Annotated in this window: 17 protein-coding genes; 6 read left to right on the top strand and 11 right to left on the bottom strand. The window is 72.9% G+C overall.

Going from position 1 to position 18,021, the window contains the following annotated elements:
- Nucleotides 1-90 precede the first annotated feature (90 nt).
- From fxsA to ACFXDJ_RS21160, 4 genes are all read right to left on the bottom strand, one after another.
- Nucleotides 91-684: an FxsA family membrane protein gene (fxsA, locus tag ACFXDJ_RS21175; protein WP_384656851.1), complete on the bottom strand. Its 594-nt coding sequence runs from the start codon at nucleotides 682-684 to the stop codon at nucleotides 91-93.
- A 74-nt stretch (nucleotides 685-758) separates the two neighbouring features.
- A complete protein-coding gene (locus ACFXDJ_RS21170) occupies nucleotides 759-1,556 on the bottom strand; it encodes a polyprenol monophosphomannose synthase (RefSeq protein ID WP_384656848.1) in 798 nt (265 codons plus the stop codon).
- Between the two features lie 318 nt (nucleotides 1,557-1,874).
- On the bottom strand, nucleotides 1,875-3,500 hold the full coding sequence (locus ACFXDJ_RS21165) for an amidohydrolase (protein WP_384656845.1): 1,626 nt from the start codon (nucleotides 3,498-3,500) through the stop codon (nucleotides 1,875-1,877).
- 177 nt (nucleotides 3,501-3,677) lie between these two features.
- Complete coding sequence (locus ACFXDJ_RS21160) at nucleotides 3,678-4,118, bottom strand: Lrp/AsnC family transcriptional regulator (RefSeq protein ID WP_266581396.1); 441 nt, start codon at nucleotides 4,116-4,118, stop codon at nucleotides 3,678-3,680.
- A gap of 219 nt (nucleotides 4,119-4,337) precedes the next feature.
- Between ACFXDJ_RS21160 and ACFXDJ_RS21155 the strand changes: the two genes are divergently transcribed.
- Complete coding sequence (locus tag ACFXDJ_RS21155) at nucleotides 4,338-4,790, top strand: hypothetical protein (protein WP_384849899.1); 453 nt, start codon at nucleotides 4,338-4,340, stop codon at nucleotides 4,788-4,790.
- A 28-nt stretch (nucleotides 4,791-4,818) separates the two neighbouring features.
- On the opposite strand, the gene ACFXDJ_RS21150 is transcribed toward ACFXDJ_RS21155, so the two are convergent.
- From ACFXDJ_RS21150 to ACFXDJ_RS21135, 4 genes are all read right to left on the bottom strand, one after another.
- A complete protein-coding gene (locus tag ACFXDJ_RS21150) occupies nucleotides 4,819-5,922 on the bottom strand; it encodes a phosphotransferase family protein (RefSeq protein WP_384656841.1) in 1,104 nt (367 codons plus the stop codon).
- A gap of 58 nt (nucleotides 5,923-5,980) precedes the next feature.
- Complete coding sequence (locus tag ACFXDJ_RS21145) at nucleotides 5,981-7,117, bottom strand: hypothetical protein (protein ID WP_384656857.1); 1,137 nt, start codon at nucleotides 7,115-7,117, stop codon at nucleotides 5,981-5,983.
- A 602-nt stretch (nucleotides 7,118-7,719) separates the two neighbouring features.
- Nucleotides 7,720-8,892 (bottom strand): acyl-CoA dehydrogenase family protein, encoded by a 1,173-nt coding sequence (locus ACFXDJ_RS21140; RefSeq protein ID WP_384656838.1) that lies wholly within the window; start codon nucleotides 8,890-8,892, stop codon nucleotides 7,720-7,722.
- A 144-nt stretch (nucleotides 8,893-9,036) separates the two neighbouring features.
- Nucleotides 9,037-9,765: a TetR/AcrR family transcriptional regulator gene (locus ACFXDJ_RS21135; protein ID WP_384656835.1), complete on the bottom strand. Its 729-nt coding sequence runs from the start codon at nucleotides 9,763-9,765 to the stop codon at nucleotides 9,037-9,039.
- A gap of 217 nt (nucleotides 9,766-9,982) precedes the next feature.
- Here ACFXDJ_RS21135 and ACFXDJ_RS21130 point away from each other — a divergent pair, with 217 nt between their 5' ends.
- The 3 genes from ACFXDJ_RS21130 to ACFXDJ_RS21120 are packed head-to-tail and all read left to right on the top strand — an operon-like array spanning nucleotide 9,983 to nucleotide 12,446.
- On the top strand, nucleotides 9,983-10,531 hold the full coding sequence (locus ACFXDJ_RS21130; RefSeq protein WP_384656854.1) for a DUF6230 family protein: 549 nt from the start codon (nucleotides 9,983-9,985) through the stop codon (nucleotides 10,529-10,531).
- Nucleotides 10,522-11,487, top strand: a complete 966-nt coding sequence (locus ACFXDJ_RS21125; RefSeq protein WP_384656833.1) for a DUF6114 domain-containing protein — start codon at nucleotides 10,522-10,524, stop codon at nucleotides 11,485-11,487. The genes ACFXDJ_RS21130 and ACFXDJ_RS21125 overlap by 10 nt, the downstream gene beginning before the upstream one ends.
- Nucleotides 11,484-12,446 carry a hypothetical protein gene (locus ACFXDJ_RS21120; protein ID WP_384656830.1) on the top strand — a complete coding sequence of 321 codons (963 nt, stop codon included), beginning with the start codon at nucleotides 11,484-11,486 and terminating at the stop codon, nucleotides 12,444-12,446. The genes ACFXDJ_RS21125 and ACFXDJ_RS21120 overlap by 4 nt, the downstream gene beginning before the upstream one ends.
- Here the strand turns inward: ACFXDJ_RS21120 and ACFXDJ_RS21115 are convergent.
- The 3 genes from ACFXDJ_RS21115 to ACFXDJ_RS21105 all read right to left on the bottom strand — a co-directional run bounded on the left by ACFXDJ_RS21115 (nucleotide 12,424) and on the right by ACFXDJ_RS21105 (nucleotide 14,631).
- Entirely contained in the window at nucleotides 12,424-12,576 is a 153-nt protein-coding gene (locus tag ACFXDJ_RS21115) for an SCO1431 family membrane protein (RefSeq protein ID WP_384656828.1), read from the bottom strand. The two genes, ACFXDJ_RS21120 and ACFXDJ_RS21115, sit on opposite strands and share 23 nt — an antisense overlap.
- A gap of 119 nt (nucleotides 12,577-12,695) precedes the next feature.
- The gene (locus tag ACFXDJ_RS21110) at nucleotides 12,696-13,118 is read right to left on the bottom strand and encodes an SPW repeat protein (protein ID WP_384656825.1); all 423 of its coding nucleotides are present in this window, start codon (nucleotides 13,116-13,118) and stop codon (nucleotides 12,696-12,698) included.
- A 91-nt stretch (nucleotides 13,119-13,209) separates the two neighbouring features.
- Nucleotides 13,210-14,631: a peptidase C39 family protein gene (locus ACFXDJ_RS21105; protein ID WP_384656822.1), complete on the bottom strand. Its 1,422-nt coding sequence runs from the start codon at nucleotides 14,629-14,631 to the stop codon at nucleotides 13,210-13,212.
- A 292-nt stretch (nucleotides 14,632-14,923) separates the two neighbouring features.
- Here ACFXDJ_RS21105 and ACFXDJ_RS21100 point away from each other — a divergent pair, with 292 nt between their 5' ends.
- Nucleotides 14,924-15,550: a uridine kinase gene (locus tag ACFXDJ_RS21100; protein ID WP_384656820.1), complete on the top strand. Its 627-nt coding sequence runs from the start codon at nucleotides 14,924-14,926 to the stop codon at nucleotides 15,548-15,550.
- A 401-nt stretch (nucleotides 15,551-15,951) separates the two neighbouring features.
- Nucleotides 15,952-17,904, top strand: a complete 1,953-nt coding sequence (locus tag ACFXDJ_RS21095; RefSeq protein WP_384849895.1) for an AAA family ATPase — start codon at nucleotides 15,952-15,954, stop codon at nucleotides 17,902-17,904.
- The last annotated feature ends 117 nt before the right edge of the window (nucleotides 17,905-18,021 follow it).

The following is an 18,021-nucleotide window of genomic DNA, read 5'->3' as shown; positions in this document are numbered from 1 at the left end:
AACACCCCCTCTCTCCTCGGCGGCCGCGAACGTGGTGAAAACCACCCCCCCCCCCCCCCGGGGGGGGCGGGGGCCCTCGGCGTTGGCCGGTCAGGGGGTGAGCGGCGGCCGGTAGCCACCGGCGTCGGGGCCGGAGCTCCGCGGCCGGTCCTCGCGGATGACCTCGCCCTGGATGACCTCGCCCTGGACGACCTTGCCGTCCGGGTAGTGGATGCGGGCCTGCTGGAAGGCGTCGCCGAAGCTGCCGGCGGGCGCGGAGGCCATCTTCCGCTCCAGCGTGCGGGCCGTCCGGCGGCTGATCCAGGCGCGGACCGGCGGGAGCAGGAGGAACAGGCCCGCCACGTCCGAGAGGAGGCCCGGCACGATCAGGAGCAGGCCGGCCAGCATGGTCAGGCCGTTGCCGGTGCCGGGCTGCTGCGGGGTGGGCGCTGCGCCCGCCTGGGCCTGCTGGAAGGTGTCCGTGAGGTTTTTGAAGGCGCGCCGCCCGGCCCGCTTGATGACCACCACACCGAGCACCATGCCGCCCGCCAGGAGCAGGGCGACGGTCCCGCCGCCGGCGGCTCCGGCGACCTGGCTGAGCAGCCAGATCTCCAGGATCAGCCAGGCGGCGACGGCCAGGGGAAGGATCGTACGGGCGGGCGAACGGCGCCGGGGGGCCGTCTGTGTCGGAACTCCGGTCGTCATACCCACCAGTGTGCCTGGGCCGGTGTAAAAGCGTCCTCAGTCGGAGGTACCGGACATCCCCTAGGGGTGAGGCCCTATTTGCCGCGGATCTTGCCGGTCAGCTTGTCCGCGTGCTCCTTGATGCCCCACTGGGTGACCCGCCACAGGGCCTCCACCACGATGTCCTTGCTCATCTTGCTGTCGCCGAACTCGCGCTCGACGAAGGTGATGGGCACCTCGACCACGCGGAAGCCCTTGTGCACGGCCCTGCGGGCCAGGTCCACCTGGAAGCAGTAGCCCGCGGAGGCCACGTCGGCCAGGCCCAGGCCTTCGAGGGTCTCGCGGCGGAAGGCGCGGTAGCCGCCGGTGACGTCCCGGATCGGGACGCCCAGCATCAGCCGGGAGTACGTGGAGCCGCCCCGGGAGAGGAACTCGCGGCTCTTGGGCCAGTTGACGACCCGGCCGCCCGGCACCCAGCGGGAGCCCAGCACCAGGTCGGCGCCCTCCAGGGCGGTGAGCAGCCGGGGCAGTTCCTCGGGCTGGTGGGAGCCGTCGGCGTCCATTTCGACGATGACCCCGTAGCCGTTGTCCAGGCCCCAGGTGAAACCGGCGAGGTAGGCGGCTCCGAGCCCTTCCTTGCCCTTGCGGTGCAGGACGTGGACCTGCTCGTCCGAGGCGGCCAGCTCGTCGGCGAGCTTGCCGGTGCCGTCCGGGCTGTTGTCGTCCGCGACCAGGACGTGGGCCCCGGGCACAGCCGCGCGGACGCGGCCGACGATCAGCCCGATGTTCTCCGCCTCGTTGTAGGTCGGAATGATCACCAAGGCCGTGCCGAGCGGTCCGTAGCTTCGCTGTCCGCCGTCGCTCACTGAGTCCCCTTTTGCGTTCCCGTACATCCTTGACGTCGTGTACGTCGTCTCGCAGAGGTGATTTTAGAACAGCGATCGGAGCCCGCGGTCCTTCGGGCCGGACCGGCTCCCGCTGGCTGCGGGCCGCCTGACCGTTGTCTACTGGACCGCCGGGCCCCGATCTGAGGCCACCCTCCCCCAAGCTCCTTCGGAGCAGGGGGGACACCTTTTCCGGCGAAACCTTCCCTCGCCCCCGAGGCGCGGGCGCGGTTGAGCGAACGGCTCCGTCCGGTTCGGACGTCCGGTGGTGGACCCGGCCGAACCTATCCGGGTCCGGTCGCCCTTACCGAACCACGGCCCCCCGGATCACCCCTGTGGCCGTACGAATACCTCCCGGCCACCGACCACGGTGGCCAGGCAGACCGGCAGGTCCGAGCCGGGGGTCAGGTCGGGCAGTCCGGGGGTGCCGGAACGGGGGTCGGTGGACCAGCGCGCGACCCGGTCGTCGGGGGCCTGCACCACCAGCTCGGCGTTCTGCCACACGGCGTAGTCGGCCGGGGCGCCCGGGACGAGGATCCCCGCGTCGTCGCGGCCCAGGGCCCGCCAGCCGCCGCGGGTGTGGGCGGCGAAGGCGGCCCGTACCGAGACGCGGTGGGCCGGCGTGCGGTGGAAGGCGGCCGCGCGGACCGTGCCCCAGGGGTCGAGCGGGGTGACGGGGGCGTCGGAGCCGAAGGCCAGCGGGATGCCCGCCTTGAGCATGGCCGCGTACGGGTTGAGGGTACGGGCGCGCTCGGCGCCGAGCCGGTCGGCGTACATGCCCTCCTCGCCGCCCCACAGCGCGTCGAATGCGGGCTGTACGGAGGCGGTGAGGCCGAGGTCGGCGAAGGCGGCGATGGTGGCCGGGGTCATCATCTCGGCGTGCTCGACGCGGTGCCGGGCGGCGCGGATCCGGGCCAGGCCCACCTTGTCGGCGGCGGCCCGGACCCCTTCGACGACGGCGGTGATCGCGGCGTCCCCGATGGCGTGGAAACCGGCCTGGAGCCCCGCCTCGGTGCAGGCGGCGACGTGTTCGGCCACGGCCCGCGCGTCGAGGTAGCCGGTGCCGGTGTGGGCCTCGTCGGCGTACGGGGCGTGCAGGCAGGCGGTGTGCGAGCCGAGGGCGCCGTCGACGAAGAGGTCGCCGGCGGCCCCGACGGCGCCGAGCGCCCTGGCCTGGTCGAGGTCCCGGTCGGCCCAGTAGCCGAAGACGCGGGGTCCGGGGTGCGTACGGGCGAGTTCCAGGAGGGAGGTGAAGTCCTCCGCGGAGGAGATGTCCGGGCCGCCGCACTCGTGGACGGAGCCGATGCCGAGGGAGGCGGCCCGGTCGAGGGCGGCCCGCTGGGCCTCGGCGCGCTGCGCCGGGGTGAGGGCGCCGAGCGCCGCGCGGCGTACGGCGTGGTGGGCGTCGCGGGTCAGCGGCTCGTCGGCGGCTCCGCGGGCCTCGGGGACGAGGTGGAGCAGGGCCGTGGTCACCACGGCGGAGTGCGCGTCGATGCGGCTGAGGTAGAGCGGCCGGCCGCCGGTGGCCTCGTCGAGCTCGCGTCGCAGGGGTGCGCGGCGTTCGGGCCAGCGGGCGGCGTCCCAGCCGTGGCCGAGGAGCACCCGGTCGGCGGGGCGGCTGTCCGCGTACGCGCGTACGCGCTCGACGGCCTCGGCGAGGGAGGCGGCCCCGGAGAGGTCCAGCCCGGTGAGCGCGAGCCCGGCGGAGGTGGTGTGGACGTGGGCGTCGGTGAAGGCGGGGGTGACGAGCGCGCCGTCGAGGTCGACGACCTCGTCCACGCCCTGCGCGAAGGCGTCGGCGGCACCCTCGGAGCCCACCCAGGCGATGTGGCCGCGCTCCACCACCATCGCGGTGGCGAAGGGGTCGGCGGGGCTGTGTACTTCGCCGCCGCGGAGCAGGACGGTGCGGTGGCCTCCGGCGGCTGTGGCGGAGTCGGCGGTGCGGTCTGTCATGCCGACCAGTCTGGCGGGTCCGCCCCGCGCCCCGGACCACCGCCCCCTCTGCGGGGGCGCGGCGGGACGTGGGTGCGGGGCGGGCCCTGCGGGCGGCTTCTCCCCGCCCCGCCCTTTCGCCGTTTCCCGGGGCTCCGCCCCGGACCCCGCGCCTCAAGCGCCGGCGAGGCTTGTTCGCTAGATGCGGGGCGGGCGGGCCTCGTAGGGGGTGGAGAGGACCACCGTCGTGCGGGTGGAGACGTGGGCCAGGGCGCGCAGGCGGCCCAGGAGGTCTTCCAGTTCCAGCGGGGTCGCGACGCGGACCTTGAGGATGTAGTTCTCGTCGCCCGCGACGCTGTGGCAGGCCTCGATCTCCGGAACCCCCGCCAGCCGTTCCGCGATGTCGTCGGGGTCGCTCGGGTCGAAGGGCTTGACCGAGATGAAGGCCGTCAGCGGCAGTCCGACGGCCTCGGGGTCGACGACGGCCGCGTAGCCGCGGATGACTCCGCGCTGTTCCAGGCGGCGTACCCGCTGGTGGACGGCCGACGTGGACAGGCCCGTGGCCTTGCCCAGGTCCGTGTAGCTCATCCGTCCGTCCCGCACGAGCAGATCCACGATCTGGCGGTCCAGCTCCTCCATTGCGCTCATAGCCGCACAACTTACGGCCCCGGACCGCCTCAGGCCCAGCCGTGTCCACGGATTGAGGCGGCGCCCGCGGCGGTCATGTGACCAAGGCCACAGGGATATGCGGGCGTACGGCGGCCGGAAGTGGTTACTCGTGCCGCGTGACGGGAAGTGCTTGGGGTGGCCGTGGCCGAAGAACCTGCCCGCCCGGCCCACCCAAGGGGGAGTACATCCATGCTGAACACCAAGCGCGCCGGTCGCATCGAACCGGAGCCCCTGGAAATCGTCGACGGCGGTTACGCCGACGACGACGACTACCTCGAATACACCGAGGGATTCGAGATCCACCACGCGACCTGCCCCGACTGCGGTCAGGCCATCGCCCTCGTCGCGGACGAGGAGTACCTGCCGGAGCACGCCCTCTGCCTGACCCCGTGGAACCCGTTCGGGCTCACGGTGTGCGCGGGTACCGGGCGGCCCGCCTCCGACGCCCTGCCCACCCTCGGCCTCGGCCTCGCCGCCGACGAGGGCCAGGAGCTGGAGCCCGTCGTGCACCTCGCGCTGCCGCAGGGGCTGGACTGGCGCACGCAGCCCTTCTCGCACGTCGGCGGCCCCGGCTCGCGTCCGGTACGCACGCCCGTGCCCGCGGCGCTGCCGCAGATGCGGCAGCACGCGCAGGCCGCCTGAACCGCCCCTACGGGCCGGCGGGTACGAGCTACCAGTACGTTCCCTGCACCATGGCGGCGAGACTGGCATGGTGCAGGATCAGGCCGTCCGGATCCGAGGGGATCTCGACCTCGCCGAAGTGCGCCTGCCGGTAGGCGATCCGCAGCATCACGATCCCGTGCCGCAGGGCAGCGTAGAGGGTGTGGAACTCCATGTCCCGCGGCGTGTGCCCGGTGAGTTCGGCGTACCGGCGCTCGATGTCCTCGCGGCGCAGGAACTCCGGCAGTCCGGGCTGGCCGAAACTCACGGTCAGGTCCTGGAAGAACCGGTGGAGGTAGACGGACCAGCCGAGGTCCACCTCGCGCGGCGCGAAGGCCGCCATCTCCCAGTCGAGGACGGCCACGGGCTCGAAGCCTTCGGCGTCGAAGATGACGTTGCCGATGCGGGCGTCGCCCCAGTTGAGCACGGCCGGGCCGCCCTCGTCGGCCGGCCAGAGCTCTTCGAGGCGGTCGAAGGCCCGTTCCAGTAGCGGGGAGCGGGACTTTCCGGCCACCACCCAGTCGTAGTAGGCGCGTTGGCCCTCGACGTGGCGGCGCAGCGGGCTGCCTTCGCCCGCCGGCAGGAGGAACTCCGCCTCCCCGGGCGGGAACTGGTCGTGCAGCCGGGCGAGGAGGGAGACGCTCGCCTCCTGGAGCTCGGCGCGTTCGGCGTCGCTCGCGCTGTGCAGCCAGTTGCCCTCGTAGGTGTAGGGCATCACGTCGGGCGGTACGCGGCCTTCGGCGCGGGCCATGACGAAGAACGGCGCGCCGAGCGGGCCGGGGTCCTCTTCCAGCCACTGCACGCGCGGGACGGGCAGGTCGGTGTGGGCGGCGACCAGGCTCATCACGCGGTGCTGACGGGGCATGTCGTAGGTGGGGAAGACGGTGTAGGCGGCCGGGTCGGCGGCGAGGCGCAGCGCGCAGGCGCGGACGGGGGCGTCGGGGTGCTCGATGTCGAAGAGCAGGGTCTCGCTGGACATGCCGTTGGAGCCGGGGACGGAGACGTTGGTGACCTTCGCGCCGGGGAGCTCGGTGTCGAGCCAGGCGGCGAGGCGCCGGCCGAGTTCCTCGGGCTCGCGGGTGGAGGTGCGGGGGCGTGGTGCCGGTCCTGCCATGGGGGTACCCCTTCCTGTTCCTGCGTGCGGCTTGCTTCCGCATGCTTCCGGGCTGGTCCTACGGGGCCACCGAGCCGTAGTCGGTGAAGCCGCTCGGGTCGTGGCGGCCGAAGCTGCCGTGCTCGAAGATGCCGAAGCCGGTGCGGCCTTCGAGGGTGAAGCGGGCCGAGTGGTCGGTGACCCCGAAGGCGGCCATGGGGTGGGCCGCGGGGTCGGAGAGGTCGTAGACGCGGCGGTCGGTCCAGCCACGGCCCTGCCAGGTGCCGTGCTGCCAGTCGGAGGCGGGCGGGTAGCCGGCGCCGACGGCGAGCGGTGAGGAGTTCAGGATCTCCACGCCGAGTTCGAGGGGCTTTCGGCCGTCCGGGTCGGTGAGGTGGACCACCGCGCTCTCGGGGTGGCGGCTGCCGGAACGGTAGCGGATGTCGGTGTGCGGCCAGCCGAGCTGCACGTCGTGCCGGCCGCTGCCTTCGGGGAACACCTGGACGGCTTCGCTGAGGCCCCGCAGCCCGTCGGCGTCCTCCTGGGCGATGACCATGAGGAAGCGGTCCTCGAAGCGGACGGGGATCCAGAGCCAGTGGAAGCCCTCGGGGCGGTGTTCCTCGGCTGCCCGGCCGCCGTCCTCGCCGGGGATGGGGCGCACGCCCCAGCTGCGGTCCCGGGTGCCGGTCCACTCGGCGGCGTCGAGGGTGAACTCCTCGCCCTTGGCCCGGATGGTGCCGGTGACGTTGCCCGCCTGGACGAAGCGGCGCCCTTCGAGGATGAGGCGGTCGCCGCGGCGCTGGGTGTGGTGGGGCTCCCAGACCGCGGGGAACTCGGCGGTCCAGGCGATGTCGTACGAGAGCCCGTCGGGGTCGTCCGGGTCGGCGGCGCAGGTGAGGCCGATGCGCTTGAGGGGTTCGTCGATGGTGATCCGGAGCGGGCCGACGGAGAGGTTCATGCGGTCGTCGGTGAGGGCGTCGGATGCGCGGACGGCGAGGAGTTCGTCGCCGATGCGCAGGGTGGCGTAGGCGTCGATGACCCCGGCGTTGGGGTAGACGCCGAGACCGAGGATCAGGACGGCGCGGCCGGCGTGGTCGAAGACGTGGAAGATGCAGCGGTCGTAGGCGTTGCGGTCGCCGGTGACGAGGTGCTTCATCGACAACGGGGCCTGGTGGATGGGGTATTCGTCGAGGGATACGGGCCGGTCGGCGGGCATGGCGAACCTCCGGTTGTGGGTGCGGGGCATGCGGGAGCTGGCACCTTGAGCGGAGATGACGGTACGTCAGATCTGGTGGTGGGGACCAGAGGTGTGGCACAGACTGTCAGGAAGACACGTCGTGCGGCGGGGGTCGGGGCGCGCTCCGCCGACCAAGGGGCCGACCAGGGGGCGGGGTCGAACGGATGGACGGGGTTACCCGTGGATCCGATGGCGCGTTGGCCCGGTATGACCACGATGGAGAGTTCCACGCCGAGAGTGGGGCGCCGGCGGCGGGCGCCGTCCGCAGGGCGCGAAGAATCGGTTCCGCATACACCCGACCCGCCCATCTACAGCGCGCTGCTCACCCGCTGGGCCGCGGAGGGCCGGACCGTGCCCGGGCGGCGCGATCCGGAGTGGTCCCGGATCGCCTCCTCGCCCATCTGGCCGACCGGCCCCCTCTTCGGGGGCACTACCTGAAGAGGGAGCCGGGAGGTCCGGGCCTCGCGGGGGCCGGAAGGGCCGGGCGCAGGGGCCGGAAGGCCGGGCCGCGCGGGGCCCGGGTGAAGCCGGCGGGACGCGGGGCCCGGGTGAAGCTCGCGGGACCCGGAGCCCGGGTGAAGCTAGCGGGACTCGGGGCCCGCCAGGTGGCGGGCGATCACCATGCGCTGGATCTGGTTCGTGCCCTCCACGATCTGGAGGACCTTCGCCTCGCGCATCAGCCGCTCCACCGGGAAGTCCGCCGTGTAGCCGTAGCCGCCGAGCACCTGGACCGCGTCCGTGGTGACGGCCATCGCCGCGTCGGTGCAGAACAGCTTGGCCATCGCCGCCTGCCGGGAGAACGGCTTGCCCGCGTCCCGCAGCCGCGCAGCCGCCAGGTACAGCGCGCGGCCCGCCTCGATCTTCGTCGCCATGTCGGCCAGCATGAACCGCAGGCCCTGGAAGTCGGCGATGGGGTGGCCGAACTGCTTGCGGTCCAGGGCGTAGACCAGGGCCTCGTCCAGCGCGGCCTGGGCCACGCCGATCGCGCAGGCGGCGATGCCGAGGCGGCCCGCGTCGAGGGCGGCCAGGGCGATGGTGAAGCCCTGGCCCTCCTCGCCGATGCGGCGGGTGTCGGGGACCCGTACGCCGTCGAAGTGCAGCTGGGCGGTGGGCGAACCCTTCATGCCCATCTTCTTCTCGGGGATCGCGGCCGTGAGGCCCTCGGCGTCGCCCGGCACCAGGAAGGCCGTGATGCCCTTCGGGCCGTCCACGCCCGTGCGGGCCAGGACCGTGTAGAAGTCGGCGACCCCACCGTGGGTGATCCAAGCCTTGGTGCCGCTGACGATCCAGTCTTCGCCGTCCCGGACCGCCCTGGTGGTCAGCGAGGCCGCGTCCGAGCCGGCGCCCGGCTCGGAGAGGCAGTACGCGCCGAGCAGGCCGCCGCCGAGCATCGCGGGCAGGTGGGCGCTCTGCTGCTCCTTGGTGCCGTACCCGGCCAGGCCGTGGCAGGCGAGGGAGTGCACGCTGACGCCGAGCCCGACGGTCAGACGGGCCGCGGCCAGCTCTTCCAGCACCTGGAGGTAGACCTCGTACGGCTGCTCGCCGCCGCCGTACTCGCCGGCGTACGGGAGACCGAGCAGTCCGGCCTCGGAGAGGAGCGTGAAGATCTCCCGCGGGAAGCGGCCGCGGTCCTCTTCCTCGGCGGCCAGGGGCCGGATCTCGCGCTGCGCGATCTCGCGTACGAGTGCGAGCAGGTCGCGGGACTCCTCGGTCGGCAGCTGACGGTCCACCTGCTGCGGCGCGCGGTCGGTCATGGCGGCGCTCTCCTCACTCGCAAAAGCACGGGGCGGCACGCCGGGGTGGGACGCGTCGCCGGGTCTCGGGGCTCACAGCCGATGGTGACTCCCGGATCGCGGGAAGTTCCAGTTCAAGTGGCTGCGGCGGTTGAGTATGCCCGATCAGGGGCTTCCCGTCACGGGTGCGAGATCATCCCCGTGAAGATCGCACTTCTGAAGATCACTTTCCCGGAGATCACTGTCCTCGGAGGGCGGCGCCGGGCACTCGGGGACGAACTCCTCGATGACGGTGAGCGTCGCGCGCAGCGTGCGTACGAGCAGGGCGCCGAGCTCGGCCCGGTCGGGGCGGCCGGGACCGCCCCGGGGATCGTCCGCCGAGCCGATCCAGTCGAGCGTGCAGCCCTCGACCCCCGACAGCCAGCCCACGAGTGCCAGCCGTGCGATCGGCGGGACGGTGCGGCGGCCGTACGCGCCTTCGGCGATGGCCGCGGCGAGTTCCTCGCGCACGGCGTCGCGGATGGCGAGGACCTCGGAGTCGGAGCCGACGCCGCCGGTGACGATGGTGCGGTAGGCGGCCTGGTGGTGCTCGGCGTAGTGCAGGTAACCGTCGATGGTGCGGCGCACCCGTTCGGCATTCGAGACGTCGGTCTCACCGCCGGCGCGGGCGACGAGCTCGGCGACCGAGTCCTCGACGATGGCCAGGTAGTAGCCGCGTTTGCTCTTGAAGTAGTAGTAGATGAGGCCCTTGGCCACGCCGGCGTGCTTGGCGATGTCGTCCATGGAGAGCGCGTCGTACGAGGTGTCGGCGAACAACTTGCGCCCGATCGCTATCAGTTCGGCTCTCCGAACCTGCGAACGCCCGGTCGTTCCGCGCTGTTGACTATTATTCAAATTCAGCCCTAGCCTCGAACTGCCACAGGATGCCCGAAGTATGGCAGACCCCTCCTGTGCGCTCCCCTCTGCACCTTGCACCCCCCTCCGCACCTTGCACTCCCCCTGCGCACCGGACGACGTACGGGAGGAACACGTCATGGGCAACGGCAAGACGAGCACGAAGAGAAACACCCCCGAGGGCCGGGTCAACTGGAAGAAGACGGCCGCCGTCGCGATGCCCGCGGTCGTCGCGGTCGGGGCGATGGCCATGGTCATGGCGCAGGGCGCGCTCGCCGCCTCCTTCGCCGTCTCGGGGACCAGTTTCCAGGTCTCCTCGTCCAAGCTGAGCAGCAAGGGCCTGGCCTCGTACGTGCAGACGGACCGTTCCGTCGACGGCAAGGGGCACCCGGTCGCACTGCTCGGCATCGGCGAGGCCACCCTCAGCGACATCTGCCAGGCCGCCGAAGTGGACACCCCCCTCGGCAAGGTGACCTTCAAACTGACCGCCGGCGGCCCGGCCGGGGACGTCACCGCCAGCAATCTCGTCATCGACGGCGAGGACCTGGCCGGAGACGCCACCTTCGGCACCGCCCAGATCGGCCGCGACGCCTCCACCCTCGACCAGGTGAGCGGAGTCACGGGCGAGGCCGGGAAGTTCGGGCTCCAGGCCGGGAACATCGAGGTCGTGGACGTGAAATCGCACGCCTGGTCCGCGACCGGCGGCAACTTCCACCTCAAGGGCATGAAGCTCAACGTCAGCCTGGACGGCAAGAAGTGCTTCTAGGCCCACGTCGACCGGCCGGGCCGGGGGCCGGGTGGCTGGAGCGGCGGCTCCCGTACCCCGGCCCCCGGCGGCGGCTGCGGGCCTGGCGCCGCGCCCGCCCCTTCTGGGGCGGGCTGCTGGTGATCCTGGGCGGGACCGAACTGCTGCTGGTCCCGCTCTCCCCGCTCACCGTCCTGGTCAGCCTGGGCCTCGGCGGGATCGCCGCGATCGGCATCGGCATCGCGCTGATCGCCGCGGGCCTGTTCCTGTGGCTCCTGCCGCAGACCCGGGCGTACGTCTCCGTCCACGCGCTGCTGCTGTCGGTGCTGTCCTTCGTGGCGACCAACCTCGGCGGTTTCCTGCTCGGCATGTTCCTCGGCATCGCGGGCAGCGCCCTGGCCTTCGGCTGGACCCCGCTGCCGGATCCGGAGGAGGCGGAGGGCCCGTACATCCCGAGCCTGGACGGCAGCGGGCCGCGCACGCTGGCCGTGGCGCTGCCGGTGGTGCTGCTCGCCGCGCTCGCGACGGCCACGGGCGCCCCGCAGGCCGGGGCGGACGGGTCGGCCGCGCCGACGGCGGCGCGCACCCCTCCGACCGTGACCACCTCCCTCTTCGCGCCGCAGGGCTTCGCCTTCGCGGGCGTCACCCAGGTGCCCACGGCGAACGGCCCGTTGAAGGTGCTGGTGCTGCGGATGCGCGCGGCCACGCTCACCGACTACCGGCTGCGCACCCGCGACGGCGGCGAGGAGTACGGGCTGGCCGCCAGGACCCTGAACCTGAGCGGCGACGTGACCTTGTACCTGACGAGGTTCAGCGGCTGCATCGAGGGGCTGCTCTGCGTCACCTTCAGCCCGGACGGGCTGCCCGCTCCCCCGGTGATCCCGCCGTTCGTCTTCATGACCCAGGTGAGCGCGGAGCAGGCGCTGGTCACCTCCGACGTGATCAAGACCGACGGGCTGCGACTGGAGGCCTCGTGATCCCCGTACAGGCGGCGCCGCTGTGGGCGTACGCCGTCGGAGCCACCTTCGCGGTGGCGGCCGGGCGCCAGCTCCAGTGGTGGGAGCGCTCGGTCCAGGGCGAGGGGGTCCGCACGCGCAGCCGCGCGTCCAATCCGTACCTCGCGCTCACCCTGCTCTACGCGGCCCTGCTGCCCGCCCCGACCGGGGTGTACCTGCTGTGGCAGAACCCTGCCTGGGCGACCATGCACGTCGCGCGCGACCACGACGGGGTGTGGGCCGGCTTCGCCCTCTTCTACGTGGCCTCGGTGGTCGTCGGCGCGCTGCTCGGGTTCCTGGCGGCGCGGCTGTTCGTGCTGGTCGGGGCCGGGTACTGGGGGTACCTCCAGGCGGTGGCCGGGTACTTCCTGCTGTTCTTCACCCTGATCCACGGGTGGGACGGCACGGGGTACCAGCGACTGCTGAGCGCCGATCCGCGGGCCTTCGCCGACTGGTCCGCCGACGGCGCGGACGGGACGGCCGGCACGGACGGCGCGGTCCATGGCGGCTCGGCGATCAATCACTGCCTGGCCTTCGCGACCTCGGGGACCTTCCTGGCCCTGCTCGTCTTCGGCCTGGCCGTGATCGGCACGATGCTGCTGGCGGAGATCGGCTGGCTGGTGGAGGGCTGGCGGCTGCCGGGGGCGGCGGCGGACCTCAAGGTGCCCAGGGTGATCGCGGTGGCGATCGCCGGGGCGGGGGTCTACGGGCTGCCGTTCGCGGGGGCGCTGGGCGCCAGTCTCCTCGTACGGCTGCTGGGGTGGTGGCCGGGGCTGGGGCTGTTCACCCTGGTGGCCGGGGTGGTGCTGCTGCCCGCGCGCTCACCGGTGCGCCGGCTCTACGGGCTGGTGGGCGTTCCGGACGGGCACTGGCGGATCGAGCCCGAACCCGAGCCAGGACCCGGGCCCGGACCGGAGGTCAGAGCCAGCCGACCTGGGTGACGAACATGGCGATGACGACCACCAGGGTCCAGCCGAGCACGTGCTCCAGCCAGGCGGAGCCGTCCTGGGGTCCGCCGGTGCGGACCAGGTTGCGGGCACGGGAGGTGAGGGCTGCGCTGTCTGCGGTCATACCGTCCAATGTGACAGCGGGCGCGGCCTTCGCGGTAGAGACGATGGTCACTCGTGGTATGCCTCACGCCCCCGGCCGCGCGGTGCGGGCGGGGGCGTGAGTGGCACGCGCCGGTGGGATCAGGTGGTGCGATCGCGGCCCGCCATGCCCACCATCGCCAGTGCGAGGCAGAGGGCGATGCCGCCGGCGATCACGTTGCTCACCACCGTGCGGGTGGTGCTGACGTCCCCGGCGATGACGAAGGGCGCGACGATCGTCCAGGCGGCGAGACCGACCGCCGTCCAGGCCATCGCGTGGGTGCGTTCGTAGGCGGAGCCCAGTCCGCTCATGCACAGGCAGTACGCCAGGCCCGCGATCAGGTTGTTGATCGCCAGCGAGCTGAATCCGCTGAATCCGGCGATCCAGGGCGAGGCGGCGATGTACAGGCCCGTGAGGAGGGCCAACGCCTCGACGGCCTGGGCGGCCGGGGTACTGGTGACGCGCTCGAACCGGGTGCGCATCTCGGCGAGGTCGGGGTGGTGTTCGATGGAGTGGGTGGTCATGGCGGGCCGCCTCCTATGAAGCGTGAAGCCTTTACGCGACCTTTATGCCCTTATCGTCCGCTTGTCATACATTCGGGTCAACTGGAAGTTTTCACAGCACCCCGACCGCCCGCAGCGCGAGGACCTGCGCCGGATTCGGCCGGGCCGGGCCGTAGAGGTAGCAGACGCCGCCGGTGCCGGAGACGGTCTTGCCCGCCGTGTTGTGGCGCTTTGTCCTCAGCCAGTTGTTCTCGAATTCTCGACGGCGGTAGACGCGGCGCACGCTCTGGTTGTCGCGGGAGTTCGGGTCGTTGGCGATCACGTCGCCGGCCGCGGTGAAGCCGATGACGGTCATGAGGTGGCCGGCCGTGCCGTAGCCCGCGCCCGTGAGCTCCTCGGCGGTGAAGGACTGCGAGGTGATGGCCGGGATGCCGGCCCGGACCAGGGTCTCCAGGTCGGCGAGGGAGCCGAGCCGGGTGACGACTCCGGCCAGCTGGCGGTAGGTGGCGGCGTAGGCGGCGTTGAAGGGCCAGTTGCCGCAGCCCTTGTACGCGGCGTCGTAGGTGGAGCGGGCCGCGTGGCAGACCTGGGGGTCCGCGTAGCCCTTCTTGACCCAGGTCAGGGACTTGGCGCTGGCCTTGCGGCCCCAGAACTCGATGATCATCTGGGAGGAGGTGGGGCTGCACCAGGCCTCGCCGCCGTTGTCGTACTCGGGGTACTGGCCCGCGTGCGTCTCCTGCGAGTACCGCGGAACCTTCAGCTCCAGGGCGGCCGCGCCGGACGGGGCGGACGCGGGGACGGTGAACCGGTCCGGGAGGTCGGAGACCATGGCCCCCGCCAGCCATACCGTCGGGGTGTTCTTCGCGCCGGGTTTGCGGTGCAGGGTCAGGCGCAGCCGCCAGTCCTTGATCCGCAGCCCGCCGGTCCTCGCGGGGGCGTCCAAGGCCAGGGTGTCCGTCCAGACGGTGGATTTGCCGTCGGTCTGGCCGTCCACGGAGGTGCGGCGGATGTCCCCGTCGCCGGACGCCCAGCGGCCCATGACGTACCAGGGGGTGGCGGTGCCGTCGGTGTAGGTGCCGCGCAGTTCCGCCTGGAGCCAGGTTCCGGCCGGGGTGCGGGCGTTCCAGGAGGCGATGGCCTCGGTGGCGGGCACGGTGGAGGCGTGCACCGGGGAGGTCCAGGTGGCGTACTCCCAGGTGCTCTTCTTCCCGGTGTGCGGGTCGGCGTACTCGGTGCGGCCGGCCGGGGTCTTGATCTCCAGCCCGGGGCGGGCGCCGCCGATGGCGGTGGTGCCCTGGTGGATGCCGGCGCGCCAGTGGGCGTACGAGTACCAGAAACGGTTGTCCACCGTTTTGCGGGTGGCTTCGGCGGTGGCCGGCTCGGCCGGGGCCGGGGCACCGGCCGAAGCATCGGAGTCCGGGCCCGCGCCGGCCCTCGCGGGTGCGGCCGAGGCGCGGCCGACCGGGACCGTGGCCGCGGTGGCGGCTGCCAGGGCTACGGCCAGCAGGGCCCGGCGGGGTGTGGGTGCGGACATTGGCGTGGCCCCCAGGGGTCGGTGCGGTGGTGGTTCCCACCCTTCCAGTTCCCGCATGCCGGGCGTTGAAGCCGTGGGGTCGTGTCGGGGGTGACGGGCCGGGTCGGCCGGCCGGGCCGCCCTGCGGGGCCGTCCCCGACCCGCCCTTCCACCGTTCCCCGGGGCTGCGCCCCGGACCCCTTTGCGCGTGCGGCGCCGTTGCCGGGGGCCAGCCCCCGGGCCCCCGCGCCTCAAACGCCGGCGGGGCTGGAATTACCCTGGGCGGGTGGAAGGTCAGGAGTCGTCGCAGTCAGTGCAGTCCCTTCAGGTGCTCGCGCGGGAGCTTGCCGCGCTCGCGCCCTCGCTGGGGGCCGTGCGGCTCGTCGGGGTCGACGGGCATGCCGGGTCCGGGAAGAGCACCTTCGCGGGGCGGCTCGCCGAGGCCTTGGGGGGTGCGCCCGTGCTGCATCTGGATGATGTGGCCAGTCACGAGGAGCTGTTCGGCTGGGACGAGCGGCTGCGCGTCCAGGTGCTGGAGCCGCTCGCCGCGGGACGGCCCGCGCACTGGGCCCCGTACGACTGGGTCGAGCGGCGCTTCGGGCCGGAGCGGGTGCTGGAGCCGGCTCCGGTGCTGCTCGTCGAGGGGGTCGGCGCCGGGCGGCGCGCGCTGCGGCCGTGGCTGGCGCGGCTGCTGTGGATGGAGATGCCGCGCGCCAAGTCCTGGGGGCGCGGGCGAAACCGGGACGGGCGTGAACTTTCCGACTTCTGGGACGGATGGGAGCGCGCGGAGCTCGCGCACTTCGCGGATGATCCTTCGCGCCCCTTCGCGGACACTCTGGTACGGCAGAGCGGTACGGGATACGAGTGGTCTTCCGGGACTGCTGCGACCGCGGGAACCCCGGCTTCCATCACCGAGGGTGACGGACTCCCCCGGGCCTGACGGAGCCCGCGAACCCTCCCCGCCGCGGGCCCCCGCCCGCTCCTTGACCCGGGGGCCGCACCGGCCTTACGTTCTGAATGAGCGGCTCTCACCGGCCGCCGCGGACGCGAAGCCCCCGATCGTTCCCCCGTGATCGGGGGCTTCGTTCTGCCCCCGGGGACTCATGGATCCGCCCTCCGACGGCCTTCGCGCCCGGTTCGCGCGGGTCGGAGCACCCCGGATCCTTCACCCTGCGTCACCATTTACGCCATGGGCGCACTCCCGAACCGTCTGCACCGCACCCTACGTAAGGTGCGTGACCGCAGGTACGATGCACCCCTGATTTCATCCGCGCAGGGCCAACTCGCGTGCGCATCGCGGGGGTTGCCGCGCACCACGGGGGCAGGCTTGTGGGGGACGTGATGGATTTCGCCGCGGTGGGCAGCGCACACGCCCCGGCCGAACTCGCCTGGCTGCGAGGAGTGGACGCCTGCACGATGGGCGCCTACCCGCAGGCTGAGGAGGAGTTCCGGACGGCCGTACGACTGGATCCGGCGATGGCGGACGCCTGGCTGGGCCTGCACGCGCTGCGCGTCGACACCACCAACGCGTTACTGCGCATGTACGCCCACCGGGACCGCTTCGGGGAACAGCGGACCCGCCACCGGCGGACCCTGAACTCCTGGTACTGGCTGGGCTGGTGGGTGCAGCCGGTGCTGGAGAGCCGGCGCGACCTGCTGCTGGCCCACGCCTCGCACTGGCTGGACGGCCGCCACGTGCCCGAGCTGGACCAGGCGCTGGCCGCTCTGCCGCCCGTGGACACCGATCCCCAGGTGCGGTTCCTGCACGCCTGCCGGGCGTATCTCGTCAAGGACTGGGAGCAGTTGGTGCGGCACACCGACTCCCTCGTCGACGATCCGCTGCTCGGCATCGAGGCGGGGCTGTTCGGCGGGATGGCCCGGGTCCGGCTGGAGATGTACGGGCAGGCGGAGCCACTGCTGTCGGCCTCGCTGATGCGGTGCCGCAGCGAGCAGCCGCAGCGCAAGGAGCTGCGGTACTGGCTGGCGCGGGCGCACGAGGGGACCGGGCGCAGCGCGGCGGCGCTGCCGCTGTACCGGGCGGTGCACCGGGTGGACCCGGCGTTCATGGACACGGCGGCCCGGCTGACGGCGATCGAGGACAGCGAGGACGCCGACGGCCTCGCCGGGTACGCGGGCGGCCTGGGCTACGAGGGCCTGGGCGGGCACGGCCCGTCCCCGTCGGGCGGGGACTTCGCCGCGGTGGCGCTGGGCGGCGGCGGCCCGGTCCAGGACATCGCGGCCGACGGGCAGGTGGAACAGGACCCGCTGTCCCCGCTGGAGCCCCCGGAGCCCCGGCACGGCCCGGGGGCTCCGGTCGGGCCCGCCCCCGGCCGCCCGGGCGGCGTGCGCCGCAAGGTGGCGCTGCCGTCCCAGCCGGGCCCGGCGGGGCTGCCGGCCGGGCCCGCGGATCCGGCGGCGCTGGCCGAGGCGCTCGCGGAGCTGGAGCGGATGGTGGGCCTGGAGCCCGTCAAACGGCAGGTGAAGGCGCTCTCCGCGCAGCTGCACATGGCCAGGCTGCGGACGGGGCAGGGGCTACCCGTACAGCCGCCGAAGCGGCATTTCGTCTTCTCGGGGCCCTCCGGCACGGGCAAGACCACGGTGGCACGGATCCTGGGCCGGGTCTTCTACGCGCTGGGCCTGCTCGGCGGCGACCACCTCGTGGAGGCGGGGCGCGCGGACCTGGTCGGCGAGTTCCTCGGGCAGACCGCCGTGAAGGCGAACGAGCTGATCGACTCGGCGATCGGCGGGGTGCTGTTCGTGGACGAGGCGTACAGCCTCTCCAATTCCGGCTACAGCAAGGGGGACGCGTACGGCGACGAGGCCCTCCAGGTGCTGCTGAAGCGGGCGGAGGACAACCGCGACCACCTGGTGGTGATCCTGGCGGGCTATCCGGCGGGGATGGACCGGCTGCTGGCCACCAACCCGGGGCTGTCCTCGCGGTTCACCACCCGGGTGGACTTCCCGAGCTACCGGCCGCTGGAACTGACCGCGATCGGCGGGGTTCTGGCGGACGCGAATGGGGACCGGTGGGACGAGGAGGCGCTGGAGGAGCTGCGGAGCATCAGCGGGCACGTGGTGGAGCAGGGGTGGATCGACGAGCTGGGGAACGGGCGGTTCCTGCGGACGCTGTACGAGAAGAGCTGCGCGTACCGGGACTTGCGGCTGGCGGGGTTCCACGGGGACCCCACGCGGGACGATCTTTCCACCCTGCGGCTGGCGGACCTGATGCAGGCCTACGGGGAGGTCCTGTCGGGCCGCGGCCCCCAGGAACGGCCGGAGCCGCCGCCGCTGTAGCCGCTGCGCGGAGCTGTCCCCCACCCGCCCTTCCACCGTTCCCCGGGCTCTGCCCGGACCCGGTCCAGCATCACCCGCCGGGGTGGGAAGTTACAAGCCCCCCCGCCGGGGAGGGGC

Source organism: Streptomyces sp. NPDC059443, assembly GCF_042750105.1.
GTDB lineage: Bacteria > Actinomycetota > Actinomycetes > Streptomycetales > Streptomycetaceae > Streptomyces.
The sequence above is the reverse complement of the archived record's forward strand: the minus strand, read 5'-3'. Positions and strand labels throughout refer to the sequence as shown.

Excerpts from the sequence above, each read along its gene's own strand:
- ACFXDJ_RS21115 (WP_384656828.1), bottom strand. The coding sequence starts at position 12,576 with ATGACCGCAGACAGCGCAGCCCTCACCTCCCGTGCCCGCAACCTGGTC.
- ACFXDJ_RS21160 (WP_266581396.1), bottom strand. The coding sequence starts at position 4,118 with ATGGAGGAGCTGGACCGCCAGATCGTGGATCTGCTCGTGCGGGACGGA.
- ACFXDJ_RS21155 (WP_384849899.1), top strand. The coding sequence starts at position 4,338 with ATGCTGAACACCAAGCGCGCCGGTCGCATCGAACCGGAGCCCCTGGAA.
- ACFXDJ_RS21105 (WP_384656822.1), bottom strand. The coding sequence starts at position 14,631 with ATGTCCGCACCCACACCCCGCCGGGCCCTGCTGGCCGTAGCCCTGGCA.
- ACFXDJ_RS21130 (WP_384656854.1), top strand. The coding sequence starts at position 9,983 with ATGCCCGCGGTCGTCGCGGTCGGGGCGATGGCCATGGTCATGGCGCAG.
- ACFXDJ_RS21140 (WP_384656838.1), bottom strand. The coding sequence starts at position 8,892 with ATGACCGACCGCGCGCCGCAGCAGGTGGACCGTCAGCTGCCGACCGAG.
- fxsA (WP_384656851.1), bottom strand. The coding sequence starts at position 684 with ATGACGACCGGAGTTCCGACACAGACGGCCCCCCGGCGCCGTTCGCCC.
- ACFXDJ_RS21095 (WP_384849895.1), top strand. The coding sequence starts at position 15,952 with ATGGATTTCGCCGCGGTGGGCAGCGCACACGCCCCGGCCGAACTCGCC.
- ACFXDJ_RS21165 (WP_384656845.1), bottom strand. The coding sequence starts at position 3,500 with ATGACAGACCGCACCGCCGACTCCGCCACAGCCGCCGGAGGCCACCGC.
- ACFXDJ_RS21170 (WP_384656848.1), bottom strand. The coding sequence starts at position 1,556 with ATGTACGGGAACGCAAAAGGGGACTCAGTGAGCGACGGCGGACAGCGA.
- ACFXDJ_RS21145 (WP_384656857.1), bottom strand. The coding sequence starts at position 7,117 with ATGCCCGCCGACCGGCCCGTATCCCTCGACGAATACCCCATCCACCAG.
- ACFXDJ_RS21150 (WP_384656841.1), bottom strand. The coding sequence starts at position 5,922 with ATGGCAGGACCGGCACCACGCCCCCGCACCTCCACCCGCGAGCCCGAG.
- ACFXDJ_RS21110 (WP_384656825.1), bottom strand. The coding sequence starts at position 13,118 with ATGACCACCCACTCCATCGAACACCACCCCGACCTCGCCGAGATGCGC.